Below are 17,660 nucleotides of genomic sequence, written 5' to 3'. Positions count from 1 at the left end.
CCATTCGGCGCCATGTCCGACGCCGCTTTTCCGACCGATCCCGATGCCTGGCGGCAGACCCACCTGGGCCGCCTGCTGGGCCACGCCATGCGCCGTTTCGACGAACGCGTGCTGGCGCTGATCGCGCACGACATCGAGGTGCCGCTGGCGCTGTCGAACCTCGCGGCGCGTGCGCAGGTGAGCGCCGCGCACATCCACATCACGCGGCACCTGGCACGCGAGGGCTCGCGCCTGACCGAGCTGGCCGAACGCGCCGGCATGACCAAGCAGGCCATGGGCACGCTGGTCGACCAGTGCGAAGCCTGGGGGCTGGTCACGCGCGGGCCCGACCCGCTCGATGCGCGCGCGCGGCGTGTGCTGTTCACGGCCGACGGGCTGGCCTGGCTCGACGCCTTCCGCCGCGCCGTCACGCAGGCCGAGCGCGAGTTCCGCGCCAGCGTGGGCGACGAGATTGCCACCGTGGTAACCATCGGACTCGAGGCCTATACGGCGGGTTAGGGCCTGTTCACGCGATTTGCGGCGTCGCGAAGGCCTGCCAGGGCGGGCCAATCAAGGCGCGCGACGCCGCATGTGCAGATGCCCATGCAAGGAGCGCAACGCCGAGTGGCCCGCCCTGGCAGGCCTTCCCTTCGGGTTGGCCGGCAAAGGGGCCGTCTGCGGCGTTGCCCGCGCTTGCAAGGCTTCAGCCTTGCTGCGCACGGGCGCCTTGCAGCCAGCCCCTTTGCCGGCCAACGCGACGCCGCAAATCGCGTGAACAGGCCCTAGACTTCGCCCATGGGACAACGAGCGCCGAGGGGCGCCGACACTGACTGAGCCGGAGGTGGCGCACATGCGAATACTGATTGCCGAAGACGACCAGGTGCTGGCCGATGCCCTGCTGCGCAGCCTGCGCACCTCGGGCGCGGCGGTCGATCATGTGGCCAACGGCTCGCAGGCCGACACCGCGCTCATGACGCACAGCGAGTTCGACCTGCTGATCCTCGACCTCGGGCTGCCCAGCCTGCACGGCATCGAGATATTGAAGCGCCTGCGTGCCCGCGGTTCGCAGCTGCCGGTGCTGGTGCTCACGGCGGCCGACAGCGTCGAAGAGCGCGTGAAGGGCCTGGACCACGGCGCCGACGACTACATGGCCAAGCCCTTCAGCCTGCAGGAACTCGAAGCGCGCGTGCGCGCCCTCACGCGGCGCGGCATGGGCGCCACCAGCAACGCGATCCGCCACGGCCCGCTGGTCTACGACCAGGCCGGCCGGGTGGCGACCATCGACGGCAAGATGATCGAGCTGTCGGCGCGCGAACTGGGCCTGCTCGAAGTGCTGCTGCAGCGCGCCGGCCGGCTGGTCAGCAAGGACCAGCTGGTGGACCGGCTGTGCGAATGGGGCGAAGAGGTGAGCATCAACGCCATCGAGGTCTACATCCACCGCCTGCGCAAGAAGATCGAAAAAGGACCGATACGCATCGCGACGGTGCGCGGGCTGGGCTACTGCCTCGAGAAGATTCCCGGTTGAGCGTGCCCGGCCCGCGCAGAACGCCGTCAGGGCTGCTTGCGCAGGCCGACCAGCAGCGTGGCGCCGGTGTTCGAACGGATCAGGAACATGAGGCTGCGGAAGTAGCCGTTGCTCTCGAACACGCCCGCCGGCACCAGCCCGATGGCCGCCGGTCCGACGTAGGAACCGGCGGTGGCAAGGGTGAGTTCGCAATCGTCCTTGCTGGCCGTCGCGGCATTCACCGCCTTCAGCTTGAGCTCGTACATGTTCTTGGCCGAGCCGGGCTGCGCCAGGGCGACGGTGCCCGAGAGCGTGCACTGGCCGACTTCCGCGCCGCTCGTGGTGCCGGTGAACACGCCCTTGTCGTCGACCTGGACGGTCACGCCGAGGCTGCTGTCGTTGTTGGACCACGTGCCGACCACGCTCGCCTGCGACACCGCCAACGCGTTCTCGATGGTGTAGGTCAGGGGACCGAAATCGGCCGGGTCGCGGGTGCCGTAGGCGTAGGTGCCGTTCATCGTCTTCTTCGGCGCGAAGGTGCCCGAGCCGGTGGCCTGCGAGACGCTGAGAAAAGAGAACTCGGTGTCGGGGTTGAACGACCAGTCGAGCCCCGTGAGCTTCAGCGAGCCCCACAACGTGCCGACCGTGAAGCTGCGCGCAATCGAGCCATCGGCGCCGACGAAGGCGAGCCCGCGCACGCCCGCGGCGTAGATGCCTTCGCTGTCGTTGCCCACCGCGGCGGTCGAACCAGCCTGCGGCGCGCTCAGCGAGGGCGACGGCTCGGAGCCCGGCACCGCATCGCGGTTCTCGGCCGGTGCGGGCGCGGGAGCCGGAGAGGGCGCGGGTGCGGGTGCCGGCGTGGGCACGACGCCCATCGGCAGCATCGGCATGCCACCCCCACCGCCTCCGCCACCCCCGCCGCATGCGGTCACACCGACGCTGGCGGCCAACACGGTCGCGGCGATCCAGAGCGGCTTGGGGCAGCCGCCCACGGTCTTTTGCTTCATGATTTCTCCCTGATGTTTTTGAATTGCAGAAACTGCACGCCAAGGCTACAACCAGTCACACCTCGTCAATGAAACGACACAGCTGCGAATCGCAGCACTAGTTCACGCTCGCCAGCGTTCTTTCGCCTTGCCAGGAACTCCCTTGAAGCTCTTCCAGCGCGCCCAGCGCTCCCTGTTCGGCGAAATCCTCGACTGGATGCTCACGCCGCTGCTGCTGCTCGTGCCGGTGAGCATCGGCGTGACCTGGCTGGTGGCGCAGGGCATCGCCAACGCGCCCTACGACCGCGCGCTGGAGCACAACGTGAAGGTGCTGGCCGAGCTGGTCACGGTGAAGCAGGGGCAGACGCACTTCGTGCTGTCGCAGTCGGCGCGCGAGATCCTGCGTGCCGACGACGCGGGCCACATCTACTACCAGCTGCTCGACGGCCACGGCACGCTGCTGCACGGCGAGCGCGACCTGCCGCAGCCCAACGTGGACGATCCGCCCGGCACCAACGTGGTCCTGCTGCACAACAGCACGGTGCACGGCCAGCCGGTGCGCGTGGCCTCGCTGTGGATTCCCAGCGGCAGCGACGACGTGCCGCCCTCGCTGCTGCAACTGGCCGAGACGCGCGAGAAGCAGGCCGTGCTCGCCACCGAGATCATCAAGGGCGTGCTGCTGCCGCAGTTCGCGATCCTGCCGCTGGCGGTGCTGCTGATCTGGCTGGCGCTGGTGCGCGGCATCAAGCCGCTGTCGGTGGTCGAGGCGCGCATCCGCGAGCGCCGCCCGGGCGACCTGAGCCCGCTCGATGAATCCTCGGTGCCGCTCGAGGTGGTGCCGCTGGTGTCGTCGGTGAACGAGCTGCTCGACAAGCTCAACGACTCCATCTTCACGCAGAAGCGCTTCCTGGCCGACGCCGCCCACCAGCTCAAGACGCCGCTCGCGGGCCTGCGCATGCAGGCCGACCTGGCGCAGCGCGAGGGCGCCAATGCCGACGAGCTGAAGCAGTCGCTCAAGCAGATCGGACGCGCCAGCGTGCGCGCCACGCACACCGTGAACCAGCTGCTGTCGCTGGCACGCGCCGAGGGCACCAGCGCCATGACGCACTGCCAGCCCTGCGACCTCGCGCGGCTGACCATCGAGGTGGTGCGCGAGGCCGTGCCGCGCGCCATCGAAAAGCGCATCGACCTCGGCTACGACGGCGCCCAGGCCGGCGCGCCCGGCGTGATGGTCGACGGCAACCCGACGCTGCTGAAAGAGCTGGTGCGCAACCTGGTCGACAACGCGCTCAACTACACGCCCTCGACGCCCGAGCGCCCCGGCGTGATCACCGCCCGCGTGCTGGCCGACCCCTTCGGCCACGTGCAGCTGGTGCAGGTGGAGGACAACGGCCCCGGCATCGCCGAGGCCGACCGCGAGCTGGTGTTCGAGCCCTTCTACCGCGTGCTCGGCAACGAGGCCGACGGCTCCGGGCTGGGCCTGCCGATCGTGCGCGAGATCGCCAACCAACACCGCGCACAGGTGAAACTGGAAGACGCGCACCCCGGCAAGCATCCGCCGGGCGCGCTTTTTACCGTGCGCTTCGAGGAGGCCCCTTCCGAATGAGTTCGCCCCCCACGCTCGACGCGCTGCGCCAGCGCTTCGCCGAGATCCGCACCGACACCGACGTGTCGGACATGTTCGACTTCGGCGCCGACCTGCTCGAGCTGCAATCGCCCGAAGCACTCGCCTTCCACTACGCGCTGCTGCACGACACCGGCATGGACAGCGAGCTCTACGACTGGCTCTGCCGCAAGTTCGGAGAGCGCGGCGACGCGGCCGAAGACCATCTGCTCACGCAGTTCGACCAAGAGCCCGACCCGGCCATGCAAGCCACGGTGCTGCAGATGCTCGGCGCCTTCAAGTACCGCAAGGGCCGTCGGCTGAAAGAGACTGCGGCCCTGGCGCGCGCCGCGCTCGCGTCACCGCACGCCGAGCTGCGCTGCAAGGGGCTGTGGGTGATCGGCTGGCTCGGCGGCACGACCGACATCGCCAAGGTCGTGCCGCTGCTCACGCACGATGCCGTCGCCACGAACCGCCAATGGGCGGCGAGCGCGCTGATGCAGATCGTGTTGAGCCGCCGCAGCGCCGCGCCCAAGGCGCTCGAGCCCTTGCGGCAGGCGCTCGACACCGAGACTGATCCGGTCGTGCTGGGCAGCATCCTGGTCGCGGTGCAGGAAATCGCGGGCAAGAAGTTCGGCCTGAGTTCGAGCTCGCACGAGCCGCCGTCGGAAGAAAAACTGCAGGCCGCCCTGGCCAAGGCGCGGCGCATGTTCGCGCGCGCTGCTGCGGCCGCCTGACCCGGTCAGGGCGCGGGCTTGGCTTCCTTGCGGATCTGCAACCACTCGGGGTGGATCTGCCGCGCCACGCGCTGCGGCTCGCGCTCGTCGAGCGCCGCAGGGGCGAGCCCGAAACCGGCCAGGTCACCGCGCGTCCACAGCCAGTAGCCCGCGTTGGCCGCGAGCAGGGCGATGAGGACCAGGCGCAGCTTCATGCCTTCGCTCAGAAAGACATGCCGCGCGGGCGCACGCTCACTTCGTCGCTCGAGATGAGTTGCAGGCCGGCGTCGGTGCGCACCTGCAGTTCGCCGCCCCAGGCCACGCCTTCGCACAGGCCGGCGGTGCCGTCGCTGAGCGTCACCTCGCGCCCGCGCAGCACGTCGCGCGCCGCAAAGCGTTCGGCAAAGGGCCCGAAGCCGTTCGCCTCGAAAGCGAGCACGCTGCGCACCAGCGGCTCGGCCAGCGCCTGCAGCACCTCGGGCGCGGAGGCGTCGGGCTGCCACTGGCGCAGCCAGGCAGGCGGCGTGCGCATGCCGTCGCCTTCGCGTGGGCCGATGTTGATGCCGATGCCGACCACGAGGTAGCGCGCCGCATCGGGGCGCGCCGTCTGCGGCATGGCGGTTTCGATGAGGATGCCGACCAGCTTGCGGTCGTTCACCCAGATGTCGTTGGGCCACTTGAGGCCGACCTGGTGCACGCCCGTCGGGTCGAGGCTTTCGGCCACGGTCACGCCCACGGCCAGCGACAGGCCCGACCAGTCGGCCGGTGCGAGCGGCAGGCCCAGCGAAAACGTGAGGGAGGCGGGCGCCTCGGGTTCTTGCGCGCTCTGCCAGGGGCGGCCGAGGCGACCGCGCCCGGCCGTCTGGCGCTCGGCCACGAGCAGCACGGGGTCGGTGCGGCCGGCGCGCGCGCGGCGCATCAGCTCGGTGTTGGTGGAATCGATCTCGGCCACGGCCTCGACCGCGAAGCCGGGCAGCAGCGGCGCGACCGCCGCGGCGATCCGGTCTTCGAACCAGGCGGAGGCCGGCGTGCCCATGGTCAGTCTCCGGCGGCGGACGCGGTGTCGTCCTTGGGCTTCTTCTTGCCGTCGGCCTTTTTCTTGTCGGCCTTCTTGTCGGCTTTTTTCTTCTCGGCTTTCTTTTCAGCCTTCTTCGCTTCCTTGGCCTCGGCCTTCTTCTCGGCCTTCTTTTTGGCCTTCTTCTTTTTCTTCTTGTCTTTTTCTTCGTCCTCGTCCTTGGGCGTCAGCAGCGTGCCGCGGCACTGCGCGGAGCCGCACCAGCACGGGAACTCGGACAACAGCTTCTCGGTGTACGGCTCGTCGATGACCAGGCCGTAGTCGTAGTTGAGTTCCTCACCGGCGGCGATGTTTCTCAGGGCCTTGATATAAACGCGCCCATCGACTTCGTCGGCCTCGCAGTTCGGCTCGCACGAGTGATTGATCCAGCGCGCGGCGTTGCCTTCGACATTGCCGTCGATCACACGACCGTCGTCGATGTGGAAGTAGAAGGTGTGGTTGGGCTGCGCAGGGTCGTGCGGATGGCGGCGCAGCGCCTCCTTCCAGCTGATGACCTGGCCCTTGTATTCGATCAGCGTTTCGCCTTCCGCCAGGTCCTGCACGGCGAACACGCCGTTGCCGTGGACGGTGGAGCGACGCGTCTGGATGCGACGACCGCTGGAGCGTGGGGATTTGGAAGGCATCGCCGAAGTCTGTTAGGTTGAATATGCACACATGCGTGTGCGCGCGTGTGCACGCGGGAAGCCGCAGAGTATAGAGAGCCCTCAGATGACAAAAACTTTGGTAATCGCAGAAAAGCCGTCGGTGGCCCAGGACATCGTCCGGGCCCTCACGCCGGTGGCCGGCAAATTCGACAAACATGACGAGCATTTCGAGAACGACACCTACGTCGTGACCAGTGCCGTGGGCCACCTGGTCGAGATCCAGGCCCCGGAAGAATTCGACGTGAAGCGCGGCAAGTGGAGCTTCGCCAACCTGCCGGTGATTCCGCCGCACTTCGACCTCAAGCCGGTCGACAAGACGAAGACGCGCCTGAACGCCGTGGTCAAGCAGGCCAAGCGCAAGGACGTGACGCAGCTCATCAACGCCTGCGACGCGGGCCGCGAGGGCGAACTGATCTTCCGCCTCATCGAGCAGTACGCCGGCGGCAAGAGCCCGCTGGGCAAGCCGGTGAAGCGGCTGTGGCTGCAGTCGATGACGCCGCAAGCCATTCGCGACGGCTTCGACCAGCTGCGCACCGAGAAGCAGATGCAAGGTCTGGCCGACGCCGCGCGCTCGCGCTCCGAAGCCGACTGGCTGGTGGGCATCAACGGCACGCGCGCCATGACCGCGTTCAACTCGCGCGACGGCGGCTTCTTCCTCACGACCGTGGGCCGCGTGCAGACGCCGACGCTGTCGGTGGTGGTGGAGCGCGAAGAGCAGATCCGCAAGTTCGTCTCGCGCAACTACTGGGAAGTGCACGGCAGCTTCGCGGCCGAGGCCGGCCAGTACCCGGGCAAGTGGTTCAACCCCGACTGGAAGAAGGCCAACGCGCCGCTCCTGGCCAACGGCGAGCCCGATGCCGAGCAGCGCGCCGACCGCGTGTGGTCCGAGCAAGAGGCCCGCGCCATCGCCGACGCCTCGCGCGGCAAGCCCGCCACGGTCACCGAAGAGAGCAAGCCCACCACGCAGGCCTCGCCCGCGCTGTTCGACCTGACCTCGCTGCAGCGCGAGGCCAACGGCCGTTTCGGCTTCAGCGCCAAGACCACGCTCGCCCTGGCCCAGAGCCTGTACGAACGCCACAAGGCGCTGACCTACCCGCGTACCGATTCGCGCGCGCTGCCCGAAGACTATCTGCCAGTGGTCAAGCAGACCATGGAAATGCTCGCCAACAGCGGCATGAAACACCTGGCGCCGTTCGCGCAGCAGGCGGTCGACGGCAACTACGTCAAGCCCAACAAGCGCATCTTCGACAACGCCAAGGTGTCGGATCACTTCGCCATCATCCCGACGCTGCAGGCCCCGAGCGGCCTGAGCGAAGCCGAGCAGAAGCTGTACGACTTCGTGGTGCGCCGCTTCCTGTCGGTGTTCTTCCCGAGCGCCGAGCACCAGGTGACCACGCGCATCAGCACGGTGGAGCAGGGCGGCAAGAAGTACCCCTTCCGCACCGACGGCAAGGTGCTGGTGAAGCCGGGCTGGCTCGCCATCTACGGCAAGGAAGCGCAGGACGACGAGAAGGAAGACGACAAGGACGGCAAGCGCCTCGTGCCGGTGAAGCCGGGCGAAATCGTCAACACCGAGTCGGCCGACCTCAAGGGCCTGAAGACGCGCCCCCCCGCACGCTATTCGGAAGCCACGCTGCTGGGCGCCATGGAAGGCGCCGGCAAGACCATCGACGACGACGAGCTGCGCGAGGCCATGCAGGAGAAGGGCCTGGGCACGCCAGCCACGCGCGCGGCCACCATCGAAGGGCTGATCGCCGAGAAGTACATGCTGCGCGAAGGCCGCGAACTCATTCCGACCGCCAAGGCCTTCCAGCTCATGACGCTGCTGCGCGGCCTGGGCGTGGAAGAACTCTCCAAGGCCGAGCTCACGGGCGAGTGGGAGTACAAGCTCGCGCAGATGGAGAAGGGCGCGCTGAGCCGCGACGCCTTCATGCGCGAGATCGCCGAGATGACGGAACACATCGTCAAGAAGGCCAAGGAGTACGACCGCGACACCGTGCCCGGCGACTACGCCACGCTCGCCACGCCCTGCCCGAACTGCGGCGGCGTGGTGAAGGAAAACTACCGCCGCTACGGCTGCACCGGCAAGAGCGGCACGGGCGAGGACGCCTGCGGCTTCTCGTTCGGCAAGTCGCCGGCCGGACGCACCTTCGAGGTGGTCGAGGCCGAGGCCTTGGTGCGCGACAAGCACATCGGCCCGCTCGACGGCTTCCGCTCCAAGGCGGGCTGGCCCTTCACGGCCGAGATCATCCTCAAGTACGACGAGGAAGAAGCGAAGAACTGGAAGCTCGAATTCGACTTCGGCGACGACAAGAACGCCGAAAGCGGCGAGATCGTCGACTTCAGCCAGCAAGACACCGTGGGCCCGTGCCCGGTGTGCGGCGCGCCGGTGTTCGATCACGGCAGCAACTACGTCTGCGAAAAATCGGTGCCCACGAACGAGCAACCGACGCCGAGCTGCACCTTCAAGACCGGCAAGATCATCCTGCAGCAACCGGTCGAGCGCGACCAGATGGAAAAGCTGCTCGCCACCGGCAAGACCGACCTGCTCGACAAGTTCGTGTCGATGCGCACGCGCCGCGCCTTCAAGGCCTTCCTGACCTGGAATGCCGAGGAAGGCAAGGTGACCTTCGAATTCGCACCGCGCGAAGGCGGCAGCAAGTTCCCGCCGCGCAAGACCTTCGGCAAGCCGGCCGCGAAAACCGCGGCCGCCAAGAAGGTCGCAGCGAAGAAGACGCCCGCCGCCAAGAAGGCACCGGCCGAGAAGAAGGCGGCCAAGCCGCGCAAGCCGGGCGCAGGCCTCAAGCCCAGCGACTCGCTGGCCGCGGTGATCGGCGCCGAACCGGTGGCGCGCACCGAGGTCATCAAGAAGCTGTGGGACTACATCAAGGCCAACGGCCTGCAGGATGCGACCAACAAGCGTGCGATCAACGCCGACGCGAAGTTGAAGCCGGTGTTCGGCAAGGACCAGGTGACGATGTTCGAACTGGCGGGCATCGTGGGCAAGCACCTCTCGGCGCCCGACGCGGCCTGACGACGCATGCAGCGCAGACACCTCGCCACCGCGCTGGCTGCAGCAGCGATGCTGCTGACCGGCGCGGGCCTGGCCCAGGCCGCCGCGTGGCCTGACAAGCCCGTCAAGCTGGTCGTGCCTTTCCCACCGGGACAGGCCACCGACCGACCCACGCCGCGACCTCGTCGGCATCTCGCTGATCGCGAAGGTGCCGCTGGTGTTCCTGGCCACGCCCGAAAGCGGCATCCGCACGCTGGCCGACCTCACGGCGCGCGCCAAGGCCGAGCCCGGCAAGCTGAGCTACGCGAGCGCCGGCATCGGCGGCACGCAGCACCTGTCGGGCGAGATGCTCAAGTCGGCGGCGCATGTGTTCATCACGCACATTCCGTACCGCGGCAGCGGGCCGGCGCAGGCGGACTTCCTGGGCAACCAGGTGCCGCTGATGGTCGACTCGGTGACGGCCGCGCTGCCGCACATCAAGTCGGGCAAGGCGGTGCCGCTGGCAGTGACGTCGGCCACGCGCTCGTCGCAGTTGCCCGACGTGCCTGCGGTGCGCGAGACCGGCGTGGCCGGCACGAAGAACTTCGAGGCCGTGGGCTGGCTCGGCCTGATGGCACCGCGCGGCACGCCGCCCGAGATCGTGGCGCGGCTGAACCACGAAGTGACCGACATCCTGAAGAGCGAGCAGATGGCGCGCTTCATCCGCGACCGGGGCTCCGAGCCGGCACCGACGACCGGCGCCGAGTTCGACCGCTTCGTGGCGAGCGAGATCGGGCTCTGGGGTGCGGCGGTGAAGGCGTCGGGCGCGAAGCCCGAATAACTTCTCAGGCCGGCGCAGCCGGCGGCAGCGCCGTCGCTTCCCCGCTGCGGTCGACCTCGGCCAGCAGCCAGTTGCGGAAATGATCCAGCGTGGCCAGCTGGCCGCGCCCCTCGGGGTAGCAGAACCAGTAGCCCTCGCTGCCCCGGTAGCCGCCGTTGGGCAGCGGCTCTTCCACCAGCCCCGACGTGATTTCGTCCTGCACCAGGCAGCGCGGCACCAGCGCCACGCCCATGCCGGCCATGACGGCGCGGATCATGGTCTGGAACTGGTCGAACTGCAGCCCGGCCAGCGGGTCGAGCCCGCGCACGCCGTGCGCCTCGCTCCAGTGCAGCCACGACTGCGGCACGCTCACGTGGCGCAGCAGGGTGCAGCGCGCCACGTCCTGCGGCGTGCGGATGGGGGCTTCGGCCTGCGCGGCGCGCGGGGCGATGAGCGCCACGTCCTGCCCCGCGAGGTAATGCGAGCGCGCGCCGGGCCAGTGCCCGTCACCGAACAAAATGGCGCAGTCGAGCTCGGGCCGTTCGAAGTCGTAGCCGTGCACGAAGGGCACGAAATGCAACGTGATCTGCGGGTGCCGCTGCTGGAAATCGGGCAGGCGCGGAATCAGCCACTTGGCGCCGAAGGTGGGCAGGGTCGACAGGTGCAGCGCGCCGCCGCCGTCGCCACTGGTGATGAGCTCCAGCGTGGCCGCTTCCAGCTGCGCCAGCAGGGCGCGCACGGCCTTTTCGTAGCGCTCGCCGGCCGGCGTGAGCGCCAGGCGCTTGCGACTGCGCTCGAACAGCGGCGCGCCAATCCAGCGCTCGAGCTCCTGCACCTGCTTGCTCACCGCGCCCTGCGTGAGGTGCAGCGCCTCGGCCGCGCGCGAGACGCCGCCGAAGCGCACCACGGTGGAGAAGGCGCGCAGCAGGTTCAGGGGCGGGTTGAGGCGTCGCAGCGGCATGGGGGAGCCCATCAAGTCATTCCAAATCGGAATGATATCGGGTATATCCTTTGCTTCAGGTGAGCTGCAGCTTTGCACATTCACTCATCGTTCCATTGGAAGAACCCTCATGCAACGTCGTCATCTCCTCTCCATCCTGGCCGCCGCTTCTTTCGCCCCAGGAATATCCTTTGCCCAAGGCAAGCCGATCCGCCTGGTCGTGCCGTTCCCGCCCGGTGGCGCCACCGACATCACGGCCCGCGTGCTCTCCGAGCCCCTGGCCAAGATCCTCCAGCAGCCCGTGGTGATCGACAACCGCGCCGGCGCAGGCGGCTCGATCGGCATGGCCGAGCTGGCACGCGCCGCACCCGACGGCCTGACCTTCGGCGTGGCCACGCTGTCCACGCACGGGGTGAACCCGGCCGTGTACCAGAAGCTGCCCTACGACCCGATCAAGGGCTTCACCGCCGTGAGCGAGCTGGTGAAGGCGCCGGGCGTGATCGTCATCAACCCGGCCGTGCTGCCGGTCGGCAGCTTCGCGGAACTCGTGAAGTACCTGAAGGCCAACCCCGGCAAGGTGTCGTACGCCTCGCCGGGCAACGGCACCATCGGCCACATGTGGGGCGAGCTGTTCAAGAGCAGCACCGGAACCTCGATGGTGCACATCCCCTACCGCGGTGCGGGCCCGGCCATCAACGACGTGCTCGCGGGCCAGGTGCCGGTGTACTTCGACCAGGTGGCCTCGTCGCTGCCGCACGTGAAGGCCGGCAAGCTGAAGGCGCTGGCCGTGTCCTGGAGCGGCCGCCTCGACGTGCTGCCCGACGTGCCGACCTACGGCGAACTGGGCCAGGCGGCCAGCAACGACCCGTCGTGGTTCGGCATGATCGCGCCCGCCGGCACGCCGCCCGAGCTGGTGCTGCGCATGCAGCAGGCCGTGGCCACCGCGCTGAAGGACCCCGCGGTGCGCGAGCGCCTCGCGCTGCAGGGGCTGTACGCCTCGGGCACCACGCCGGCCGAGTTCACGAAGCAGATCGCGAGCGAGATCGAGAAGATGAAGAAGGTGGCCGCCTTCGCGCGCATCCGATTGGACTGACCGACCCTGCCTATGCATCCAGTTCTGAAACTGATTCAAACCCGCGCCCAGGTGACCAGCGTCGCCGGGCACACGCCGCTGGTGCTGGACTCGCCGCACAGCGGCACCGTCTACCCCGAGGACTTCCGGCCCGTGTGCGACCTCGCCACGCTGCGCCGGGCCGAAGACACCCACGTCGAGAAGCTCTACGCCTTCGCGAGCGACATGGGCGCCGCCTGGGTCGAGGCGCACTTTCCGCGCAGTTATCTCGACGCCAACCGCGACATGACCGAGGTCGACACCACCATGCTCGACGGCCCGTGGACCGAGCCGGTGTCCAGCGACCCGCGCGTGCTGTCCAAAGTGCGTCTGGGCAAAGGCCTGATCTGGAAGCTCACCGACGAAGGCCTGCCGATCTACGACCGGCCGCTCACGGTGGCCGAGGTGCGCCAGCGCATCGACCAGTGCTGGCGCCCGTACCACGCGGCGGTGGCGCAGGCCATCGACGAGGCGCATGCGCGGCACGGCTACAGCCTCCACATCAACTGCCATTCGATGCCGGCCATTGCGGGCAGCCACGCCACCGACTTCCCGGGGCTGGCGCACGCCGACTTCGTGATCGGCGACCGCGACGGCAGCACGGCCGACCCGGCGCTGTCGCAGCGGCTGTGCGCGCACCTGCGCGCACGCGGCTACAGCGTGGACTACAACCACCCGTACAAGGGCGTGGAGCTGGTGCGCCGGCACGGCAACCCGGCGGCGAACCGGCACAGCATCCAGGTCGAGATCAACCGCAAGCTCTACATGGACGAGGCCACGCTGGCGCTCGACGAAGCCGGCGCAGTGCGGCTGCAGGCCGACCTGCGATCGATGGTCGAGATGCTGCTGGCGACCGACCCGCGCATCGCAACGAGCTGAACGCCACCACGCCGCAACCCCTGCGGCGGCTGGTGTCTTTGTTACAGGGCGGCCGGAGCCCCCGGCCTATAGTGGGACGTCCTTTTTCTCTGGAGTCCTGCCGTGAAGTCGATCCTTGCCGCCCTCGCCGTCCTTGCGACCGGCCTGTTGATTTCGGGCTGTGCCGGCACCGCGCCGTCGCCGTCTTCTTCCTCCACGTCTTCATCGGGCAGCGGCGTGACGGTGTTCGGCACCATCGACGCCGGCGTCAGCGGCACGACGAACAAGTCGTCGCGCTGAGCGACCCCGCATCAGGCGACCGTCGCCAGGTAGCCCCGCAGCACATCACGCAGCTGGCGTGACAGCGCCTGCAGATCGGGCCGCCCGCCCGTGCCGAGGTGGGTGTGCGCCACCAGCCCATAGATGATGGTCTGGCACACGCGCGCCGCTTCCTTCTTCTTCGGGCCGTCGGCCTTCACGTCGCCCGCCGCGTCCAGCACGCCCACCCATTCGGCCACGAAGCGGTCGTACATCTTGCGGTAGGCCTCGGGGCTGGAGAGGTGGCGCTCCAGCAGGTAGTGCGCGCCCCAAGCCACGGGCTGCGCGCGGTGCGCGTCGAGCTGCGCATCGATCACCCCGTCGACGATCTCGCGCCACGGCCGGCCTTCGTTCGCGGCCACGACCGCGCGCATGTCCAGCAGCAGCGCCTTGGAGCGCAGGTGCAGGCACACGCGCGCCAGGTCTTCCTTGTTCTCGAAGTATTCGTAGAAGCTGCCCAGGCCCGTACCCGCCACGGCCGCGATCTCGCGGATCGTGATGGCGGCGAATCCCTTCTCGACCAAAAGCCGAACAAAGGCTTCCTGCAAGGCCTGCGAGGTGTGGCGCGCGCGGGACTGGCGCGGCTTCCTCCTCGGGGCGGCGGCGGGTGCACGGGCGCCGGTCATGGCCGCCGAACCCGAACACCTTGGGGGCGCGTTGTTCCTAGAATTTTTGATCCCATCGAAAGGCATTCTGCAATGACCTCGCACGACCGTGCCCCCGAGACAACGCCCCCCGCCGTCTACACCGGCGAGGGCGACGCGTGGCAGCCCGACACCCTCTCGCGCGGCCCGTGGGATCCGCGTGCGCAGCACGGCGGTGCGCCCGCGGCCTTGCTCGCGCACATCGCCGAATGCGCGGCGCCCGGCCCGGGCTGGCAGCTGGCGCGCCTCACGCTCGAGCTGGTGAGGCCGGTGCCGGTGGCGCCGCTGGTCACGCGCACGCAGTCGCAGGCCTCGCGCGCCACGGTGCGCGTGGGCATCGACCTGCTCGCGGGCGACACGGTGGTGGCGCGCGCGCATGCACTGCTGCTGAAGACGTCGCCGCTGACCTTGCCGACGAACCTGCCCGCAGGCGACGCGCCGCGCGAACTGCTGCCGCGGCCCGAAGACTGCACCGAGCGGCTGCGCATTCCCGGCCTGCCCGACGGGATCTCGTTCCACCAGACCGCCGTCGAATCGCGCCTCGCGCAAGGCGACATCTCGCAGCCCGGCGCGGGCGCCGCGTGGTTCCGGCTCGCGGTGCCGCTGGTGCGCGGCGTGGCCACCTCGCCCGCGATGCGCGCGGCGGCGGCGGCCGACTTCGGCAACGGCCTGAGCTGGGTGCTGCCGCCCACCGACTTCCTGTTCTCGAACGCCGACCTGAGCCTGAACCTGTTCCGCGTGCCCGAGGGCGAGTGGATCGGCCTGCGCGCCAGCACCGAGATGCATGGCGACGGCGCGGGCCTCACCGTGTCCCACCTGTACGACACGCGCGGCCTGATCGGCCTCGCGACCCAGACGCTGGTGGTGCGCGAACGCGCCGCCGCCGCCTGAACACGCTCTTCTTTCACCGCTTCACGGAGACCACGCCATGACCACCACCGGCATCCACCCCGACAACCAGGTCCCCGAGCTCAAGGACTACAACGTCTACACCAGCGACCCCGCGCTGCGCGGCGCGGTGGCGCGCGGCGGCGCCGCCTGGCGCGACGACGAGCTGGTGCGCCAGGGCGCCGAGTACGGCGCCGAGGCCACGCTGCGCGCCGCCGAGGACGCCAACCGCCACGAGCCCGAACTGCACACGCACTCGCGCACCGGCACGCGCATCGACAGCGTGCAGTTCCACCCCGCGTGGCACACCCTGATGTCGATCGCGCGGCGCAACGGCATCGCCAACCTGCCATTCTTCGACGAGCGGCCCTCGGCCTGGGTGGGCTACGGCGCCTCGCTGTACATGCACAGCCAGATCGAGTCGGGCTCGACCTGCCCGACCACCATGACCAAGGCCTGCATCCCCGTGATGCGCCGCAACGCCGCGCTGTACGCCGACCTGAGCACCAAGCTCGCGTCAAATGAACACGATGCGCGCGACATCCCGCTCGAGGGCAAGACCTCGATGACCGTCGGCATGGGCATGACCGAGAAGCAGGGCGGCAGCGACGTGCGCAGCAACACCACGCGCGCCGTGCCGGCCGGCCAGGGCCCGTGGGGCAGCGAGTTCCTCATCACCGGCCACAAGTGGTTCTTCTCGGCGCCGATGTGCGACGGCCACCTGGTGCTGGCCAAGACCGACGAGCACGGCTCCTCGTGCTTCTTCGTGCCGCGCTGGCGGCCCGACGGCAGCAAGAACGCGATCCACATCCAGCGCCTGAAGGACAAGGTCGGCAACCGCTCCAACTCCAGCAGCGAGGTCGAGTTCAAGGAAGCCTGGGGCGTCCTCGTGGGCGACGAGGGCCGCGGCATCCCGACCATCATCGAGATGGCCACCGTCACGCGCCTGGACTGCGCACTCGCCAGCGCCGGCTTCATGCGCCAGGGCTTCGCGCAGGCGCTGCACTACACGCGCAACCGCTTTGCCTTCGGCAAGGCGCTGGTCGACCAGCCCGTGATGACCGAGCTGCTGGCCGACATGGCGCTCGAAACCGAGAGCGCCACGCTGCTGGCGATGGAACTCGCGTCGCGCTTCGGCTCGCCCGCACCGCTGGACACTGCGTGGCGCCGTCTGCTCACGCCCGCCGCCAAGTTCTGGAACTGCAAGCGCGCGGTGGCGCTCACGGGCGAGGCGATGGAAGTGTTCGGCGGCAACGGCTACGTGGAAGACGGCCCGATGGGCCGCCTGTTCCGCGAGGCGCCCGTCAACTCGATCTGGGAGGGCTCGGGCAACGTGATGTGCCTGGACGTGCTGCGCGCCGTGTCGCGCAACCCCGGCGACGCGCACCTCGTGCTCGACCACCTGCAGGAAGTGACCGCCGGCGAAGCGCGCCTGCAGGCCGAGGTGCAGGCCCTGCGCCAGATGGTGCAGCTCGCGCCGCAGGATCTGGAACGCCAGGCGCGCCGCTTCACGCAGCGGCTGGTGCGCGCGGCACAGGCCGGCCTGATGCTGCAGCACGCGAGCCCGCTCGCCTCGGCCGCGTTCGTGTCGAGCCGCTTCGATCCCGACTGGGGCCCGGTGACCGGCATCAGCGCCGGCACCAGCGACCCCGCCGCGCTGGTGCGCGCGGCCTGGCACTGACCGATCAGCGCCGCAGCAACGCCTGCCGCAGCAGCCGGGACGCCCGGTTGCGAATCCGCCCCTGCATCTCGCGCATGCTCGTGCGCGGCGCCACGCGGGCGGTGGCGCAGGCCCACAGGAAGTCGTGCAGGATCGGCGTGTCGTCCACCGTCTCGGTGCTGCCGTACTTGTGGAACTCCGGATGCCACTGGGTCGCCGCGATGTAGCCGCGCCCCTTCTCGGGCCGGCGGCGGATCGCTTCGGGCACGCGGTCGGGCAGGCTCCAGGCCTCGACCTCGAAGCCCGGTGCGAGGCCCTTGATGCCCTGGTGGTGGATGCTGTTGACGCGCGCCGTGCGCACGTCGGGAAACAGCTTCGACAGGCGCGTGCCTTCGACGATCTCGATCTGGTGGAAGTTCTGGTCGTAGGTCACGGGGTCGCGGTGGCGCAGCGTTTCGGGGTGGCCATGCTGCGCTTCGATGTCCTGGTAGAGCGAGCCGCCGAAGGCCACGTTGATCAGCTGCAGGCCGCGGCACACGCCGAAGATCGGCTTGCCGGCCTGCTCGAAGGCTTCGACCAGCGCAAGGTCGTACAGGTCGCGGATCTGGTCGCCGATCCAGGCGTCTTTCAAAGGCTCTTCGCCGTAGCTGCCGGGCCAGACGTCGGCGCCGCCGTGCATCACCACGCCGTCGAGCCATTCGGCGTAGTGCGACAGCTTGGTGTCGCCGCGCGCCGTTTCGCCCGTGGGGCAGGGCACCATCACCACCATCGCGCCGGCCGACATGAGCCAGTGTGCGATCGACTGTTCGACGTACTGCAGTGTCTTGTTCGTGAAGAGCGAGCGGGCCGGGTCGGCGTGCGAGAAGCAGGCGGACAAGCCGATCTTGAGCCGGGCGGCGACAGGCTGAGACATCTCGATGGG

Annotated in this window: 17 protein-coding genes and 1 pseudogene; 11 read left to right on the top strand and 7 right to left on the bottom strand. The window is 69.1% G+C overall.

Annotation, left to right across the window (positions count from 1 at the left end; translation table 11 throughout):
- Positions 1 to 12 precede the first annotated feature (12 nt).
- Positions 13 to 498, top strand: a complete 486-nt coding sequence (locus GFK26_RS07630) for a MarR family winged helix-turn-helix transcriptional regulator (protein WP_153281469.1) — start codon at positions 13 to 15, stop codon at positions 496 to 498.
- Between the two features lie 331 nt (positions 499 to 829).
- A complete protein-coding gene (locus tag GFK26_RS07625) occupies positions 830 to 1,504 on the top strand; it encodes a response regulator transcription factor (protein ID WP_101490787.1) in 675 nt (224 codons plus the stop codon).
- A 26-nt stretch (positions 1,505 to 1,530) separates the two neighbouring features.
- On the opposite strand, the gene GFK26_RS07620 is transcribed toward GFK26_RS07625, so the two are convergent.
- Entirely contained in the window at positions 1,531 to 2,490 is a 960-nt protein-coding gene (locus GFK26_RS07620; protein ID WP_153281468.1) for a hypothetical protein, read from the bottom strand.
- A 142-nt stretch (positions 2,491 to 2,632) separates the two neighbouring features.
- Here GFK26_RS07620 and GFK26_RS07615 point away from each other — a divergent pair, with 142 nt between their 5' ends.
- The gene (locus tag GFK26_RS07615; RefSeq protein ID WP_153281467.1) at positions 2,633 to 4,075 is read left to right on the top strand and encodes a sensor histidine kinase; all 1,443 of its coding nucleotides are present in this window, start codon (positions 2,633 to 2,635) and stop codon (positions 4,073 to 4,075) included.
- A complete protein-coding gene (locus tag GFK26_RS07610) occupies positions 4,072 to 4,809 on the top strand; it encodes a HEAT repeat domain-containing protein (protein ID WP_153281466.1) in 738 nt (245 codons plus the stop codon). The genes GFK26_RS07615 and GFK26_RS07610 overlap by 4 nt, the downstream gene beginning before the upstream one ends.
- A 5-nt stretch (positions 4,810 to 4,814) precedes the next feature.
- On the opposite strand, the gene GFK26_RS07605 is transcribed toward GFK26_RS07610, so the two are convergent.
- The 3 genes from GFK26_RS07605 to GFK26_RS07595 are packed head-to-tail and all read right to left on the bottom strand — an operon-like array spanning position 4,815 to position 6,486.
- Positions 4,815 to 5,003 carry a sporulation protein gene (locus GFK26_RS07605; RefSeq protein ID WP_153281465.1) on the bottom strand — a complete coding sequence of 63 codons (189 nt, stop codon included), beginning with the start codon at positions 5,001 to 5,003 and terminating at the stop codon, positions 4,815 to 4,817.
- Positions 5,004 to 5,011: 8 nt separating this feature from the next.
- On the bottom strand, positions 5,012 to 5,824 hold the full coding sequence (locus GFK26_RS07600; protein WP_153281464.1) for a biotin--[acetyl-CoA-carboxylase] ligase: 813 nt from the start codon (positions 5,822 to 5,824) through the stop codon (positions 5,012 to 5,014).
- A gap of 2 nt (positions 5,825 to 5,826) precedes the next feature.
- Entirely contained in the window at positions 5,827 to 6,486 is a 660-nt protein-coding gene (locus GFK26_RS07595; RefSeq protein ID WP_153281463.1) for an SET domain-containing protein, read from the bottom strand.
- Positions 6,487 to 6,571: 85 nt separating this feature from the next.
- Between GFK26_RS07595 and GFK26_RS07590 the strand changes: the two genes are divergently transcribed.
- Together GFK26_RS07590 and GFK26_RS07585 are read left to right on the top strand one after the other, a co-directional pair.
- Complete coding sequence (locus GFK26_RS07590; protein ID WP_153281462.1) at positions 6,572 to 9,541, top strand: DNA topoisomerase III; 2,970 nt, start codon at positions 6,572 to 6,574, stop codon at positions 9,539 to 9,541.
- Between the two features lie 6 nt (positions 9,542 to 9,547).
- Positions 9,548 to 10,340, top strand: a pseudogene (locus GFK26_RS07585) (Bug family tripartite tricarboxylate transporter substrate binding protein).
- 4 nt (positions 10,341 to 10,344) lie between these two features.
- Here GFK26_RS07585 and GFK26_RS07580 read toward each other — a convergent pair.
- Positions 10,345 to 11,280, bottom strand: a complete 936-nt coding sequence (locus GFK26_RS07580; protein ID WP_153281461.1) for a LysR substrate-binding domain-containing protein — start codon at positions 11,278 to 11,280, stop codon at positions 10,345 to 10,347.
- 109 nt (positions 11,281 to 11,389) lie between these two features.
- Between GFK26_RS07580 and GFK26_RS07575 the strand changes: the two genes are divergently transcribed.
- The 3 genes from GFK26_RS07575 (at position 11,390) to GFK26_RS33985 (ending at position 13,528) form a co-directional block, all read left to right on the top strand.
- Positions 11,390 to 12,352, top strand: a complete 963-nt coding sequence (locus tag GFK26_RS07575) for a tripartite tricarboxylate transporter substrate binding protein BugE (RefSeq protein ID WP_153281460.1) — start codon at positions 11,390 to 11,392, stop codon at positions 12,350 to 12,352.
- A gap of 12 nt (positions 12,353 to 12,364) precedes the next feature.
- Positions 12,365 to 13,249, top strand: coding sequence for an N-formylglutamate amidohydrolase (locus tag GFK26_RS07570; protein WP_153281459.1), 885 nt, complete (start codon positions 12,365 to 12,367; stop codon positions 13,247 to 13,249).
- A 102-nt stretch (positions 13,250 to 13,351) separates the two neighbouring features.
- Entirely contained in the window at positions 13,352 to 13,528 is a 177-nt protein-coding gene (locus GFK26_RS33985; protein WP_180838947.1) for a hypothetical protein, read from the top strand.
- A gap of 11 nt (positions 13,529 to 13,539) precedes the next feature.
- On the opposite strand, the gene GFK26_RS07565 is transcribed toward GFK26_RS33985, so the two are convergent.
- On the bottom strand, positions 13,540 to 14,172 hold the full coding sequence (locus tag GFK26_RS07565) for a TetR/AcrR family transcriptional regulator (protein WP_153281458.1): 633 nt from the start codon (positions 14,170 to 14,172) through the stop codon (positions 13,540 to 13,542).
- 72 nt (positions 14,173 to 14,244) lie between these two features.
- On the opposite strand from GFK26_RS07565, the gene GFK26_RS07560 reads away from it, so the two are divergent.
- Both GFK26_RS07560 and GFK26_RS07555 read left to right on the top strand, forming a co-directional pair.
- A complete protein-coding gene (locus GFK26_RS07560; RefSeq protein WP_153281457.1) occupies positions 14,245 to 15,081 on the top strand; it encodes a thioesterase family protein in 837 nt (278 codons plus the stop codon).
- Between the two features lie 37 nt (positions 15,082 to 15,118).
- Positions 15,119 to 16,759: an acyl-CoA dehydrogenase family protein gene (locus GFK26_RS07555; RefSeq protein WP_153281456.1), complete on the top strand. Its 1,641-nt coding sequence runs from the start codon at positions 15,119 to 15,121 to the stop codon at positions 16,757 to 16,759.
- Positions 16,760 to 16,763: 4 nt separating this feature from the next.
- Here the strand turns inward: GFK26_RS07555 and GFK26_RS07550 are convergent, their stop codons facing one another.
- Positions 16,764 to 17,651: a gamma-glutamyl-gamma-aminobutyrate hydrolase family protein gene (locus tag GFK26_RS07550; protein ID WP_153281455.1), complete on the bottom strand. Its 888-nt coding sequence runs from the start codon at positions 17,649 to 17,651 to the stop codon at positions 16,764 to 16,766.
- Positions 17,652 to 17,660: the final 9 nt, after the last annotated feature.

The sequence above is a fragment of the Variovorax paradoxus genome, assembly GCF_009498455.1.
Lineage (GTDB): Bacteria > Pseudomonadota > Gammaproteobacteria > Burkholderiales > Burkholderiaceae_C > Variovorax > Variovorax paradoxus_H.
This window is presented reverse-complemented; position numbering and strand designations above follow the sequence as displayed.

Excerpts from the sequence above, each read along its gene's own strand:
- GFK26_RS07630 (WP_153281469.1), top strand. The coding sequence starts at position 13 with ATGTCCGACGCCGCTTTTCCGACCGATCCCGATGCCTGGCGGCAGACC.
- GFK26_RS07625 (WP_101490787.1), top strand. The coding sequence starts at position 830 with ATGCGAATACTGATTGCCGAAGACGACCAGGTGCTGGCCGATGCCCTG.
- GFK26_RS07620 (WP_153281468.1), bottom strand. The coding sequence starts at position 2,490 with ATGAAGCAAAAGACCGTGGGCGGCTGCCCCAAGCCGCTCTGGATCGCC.
- GFK26_RS07610 (WP_153281466.1), top strand. The coding sequence starts at position 4,072 with ATGAGTTCGCCCCCCACGCTCGACGCGCTGCGCCAGCGCTTCGCCGAG.
- GFK26_RS07605 (WP_153281465.1), bottom strand. The coding sequence starts at position 5,003 with ATGAAGCTGCGCCTGGTCCTCATCGCCCTGCTCGCGGCCAACGCGGGC.
- GFK26_RS07600 (WP_153281464.1), bottom strand. The coding sequence starts at position 5,824 with ATGGGCACGCCGGCCTCCGCCTGGTTCGAAGACCGGATCGCCGCGGCG.
- GFK26_RS07595 (WP_153281463.1), bottom strand. The coding sequence starts at position 6,486 with ATGCCTTCCAAATCCCCACGCTCCAGCGGTCGTCGCATCCAGACGCGT.
- GFK26_RS07590 (WP_153281462.1), top strand. The coding sequence starts at position 6,572 with ATGACAAAAACTTTGGTAATCGCAGAAAAGCCGTCGGTGGCCCAGGAC.
- GFK26_RS07580 (WP_153281461.1), bottom strand. The coding sequence starts at position 11,280 with ATGCCGCTGCGACGCCTCAACCCGCCCCTGAACCTGCTGCGCGCCTTC.
- GFK26_RS07575 (WP_153281460.1), top strand. The coding sequence starts at position 11,390 with ATGCAACGTCGTCATCTCCTCTCCATCCTGGCCGCCGCTTCTTTCGCC.
- GFK26_RS07570 (WP_153281459.1), top strand. The coding sequence starts at position 12,365 with ATGCATCCAGTTCTGAAACTGATTCAAACCCGCGCCCAGGTGACCAGC.
- GFK26_RS07565 (WP_153281458.1), bottom strand. The coding sequence starts at position 14,172 with ATGACCGGCGCCCGTGCACCCGCCGCCGCCCCGAGGAGGAAGCCGCGC.
- GFK26_RS07560 (WP_153281457.1), top strand. The coding sequence starts at position 14,245 with ATGACCTCGCACGACCGTGCCCCCGAGACAACGCCCCCCGCCGTCTAC.
- GFK26_RS07555 (WP_153281456.1), top strand. The coding sequence starts at position 15,119 with ATGACCACCACCGGCATCCACCCCGACAACCAGGTCCCCGAGCTCAAG.
- GFK26_RS07550 (WP_153281455.1), bottom strand. The coding sequence starts at position 17,651 with ATGTCTCAGCCTGTCGCCGCCCGGCTCAAGATCGGCTTGTCCGCCTGC.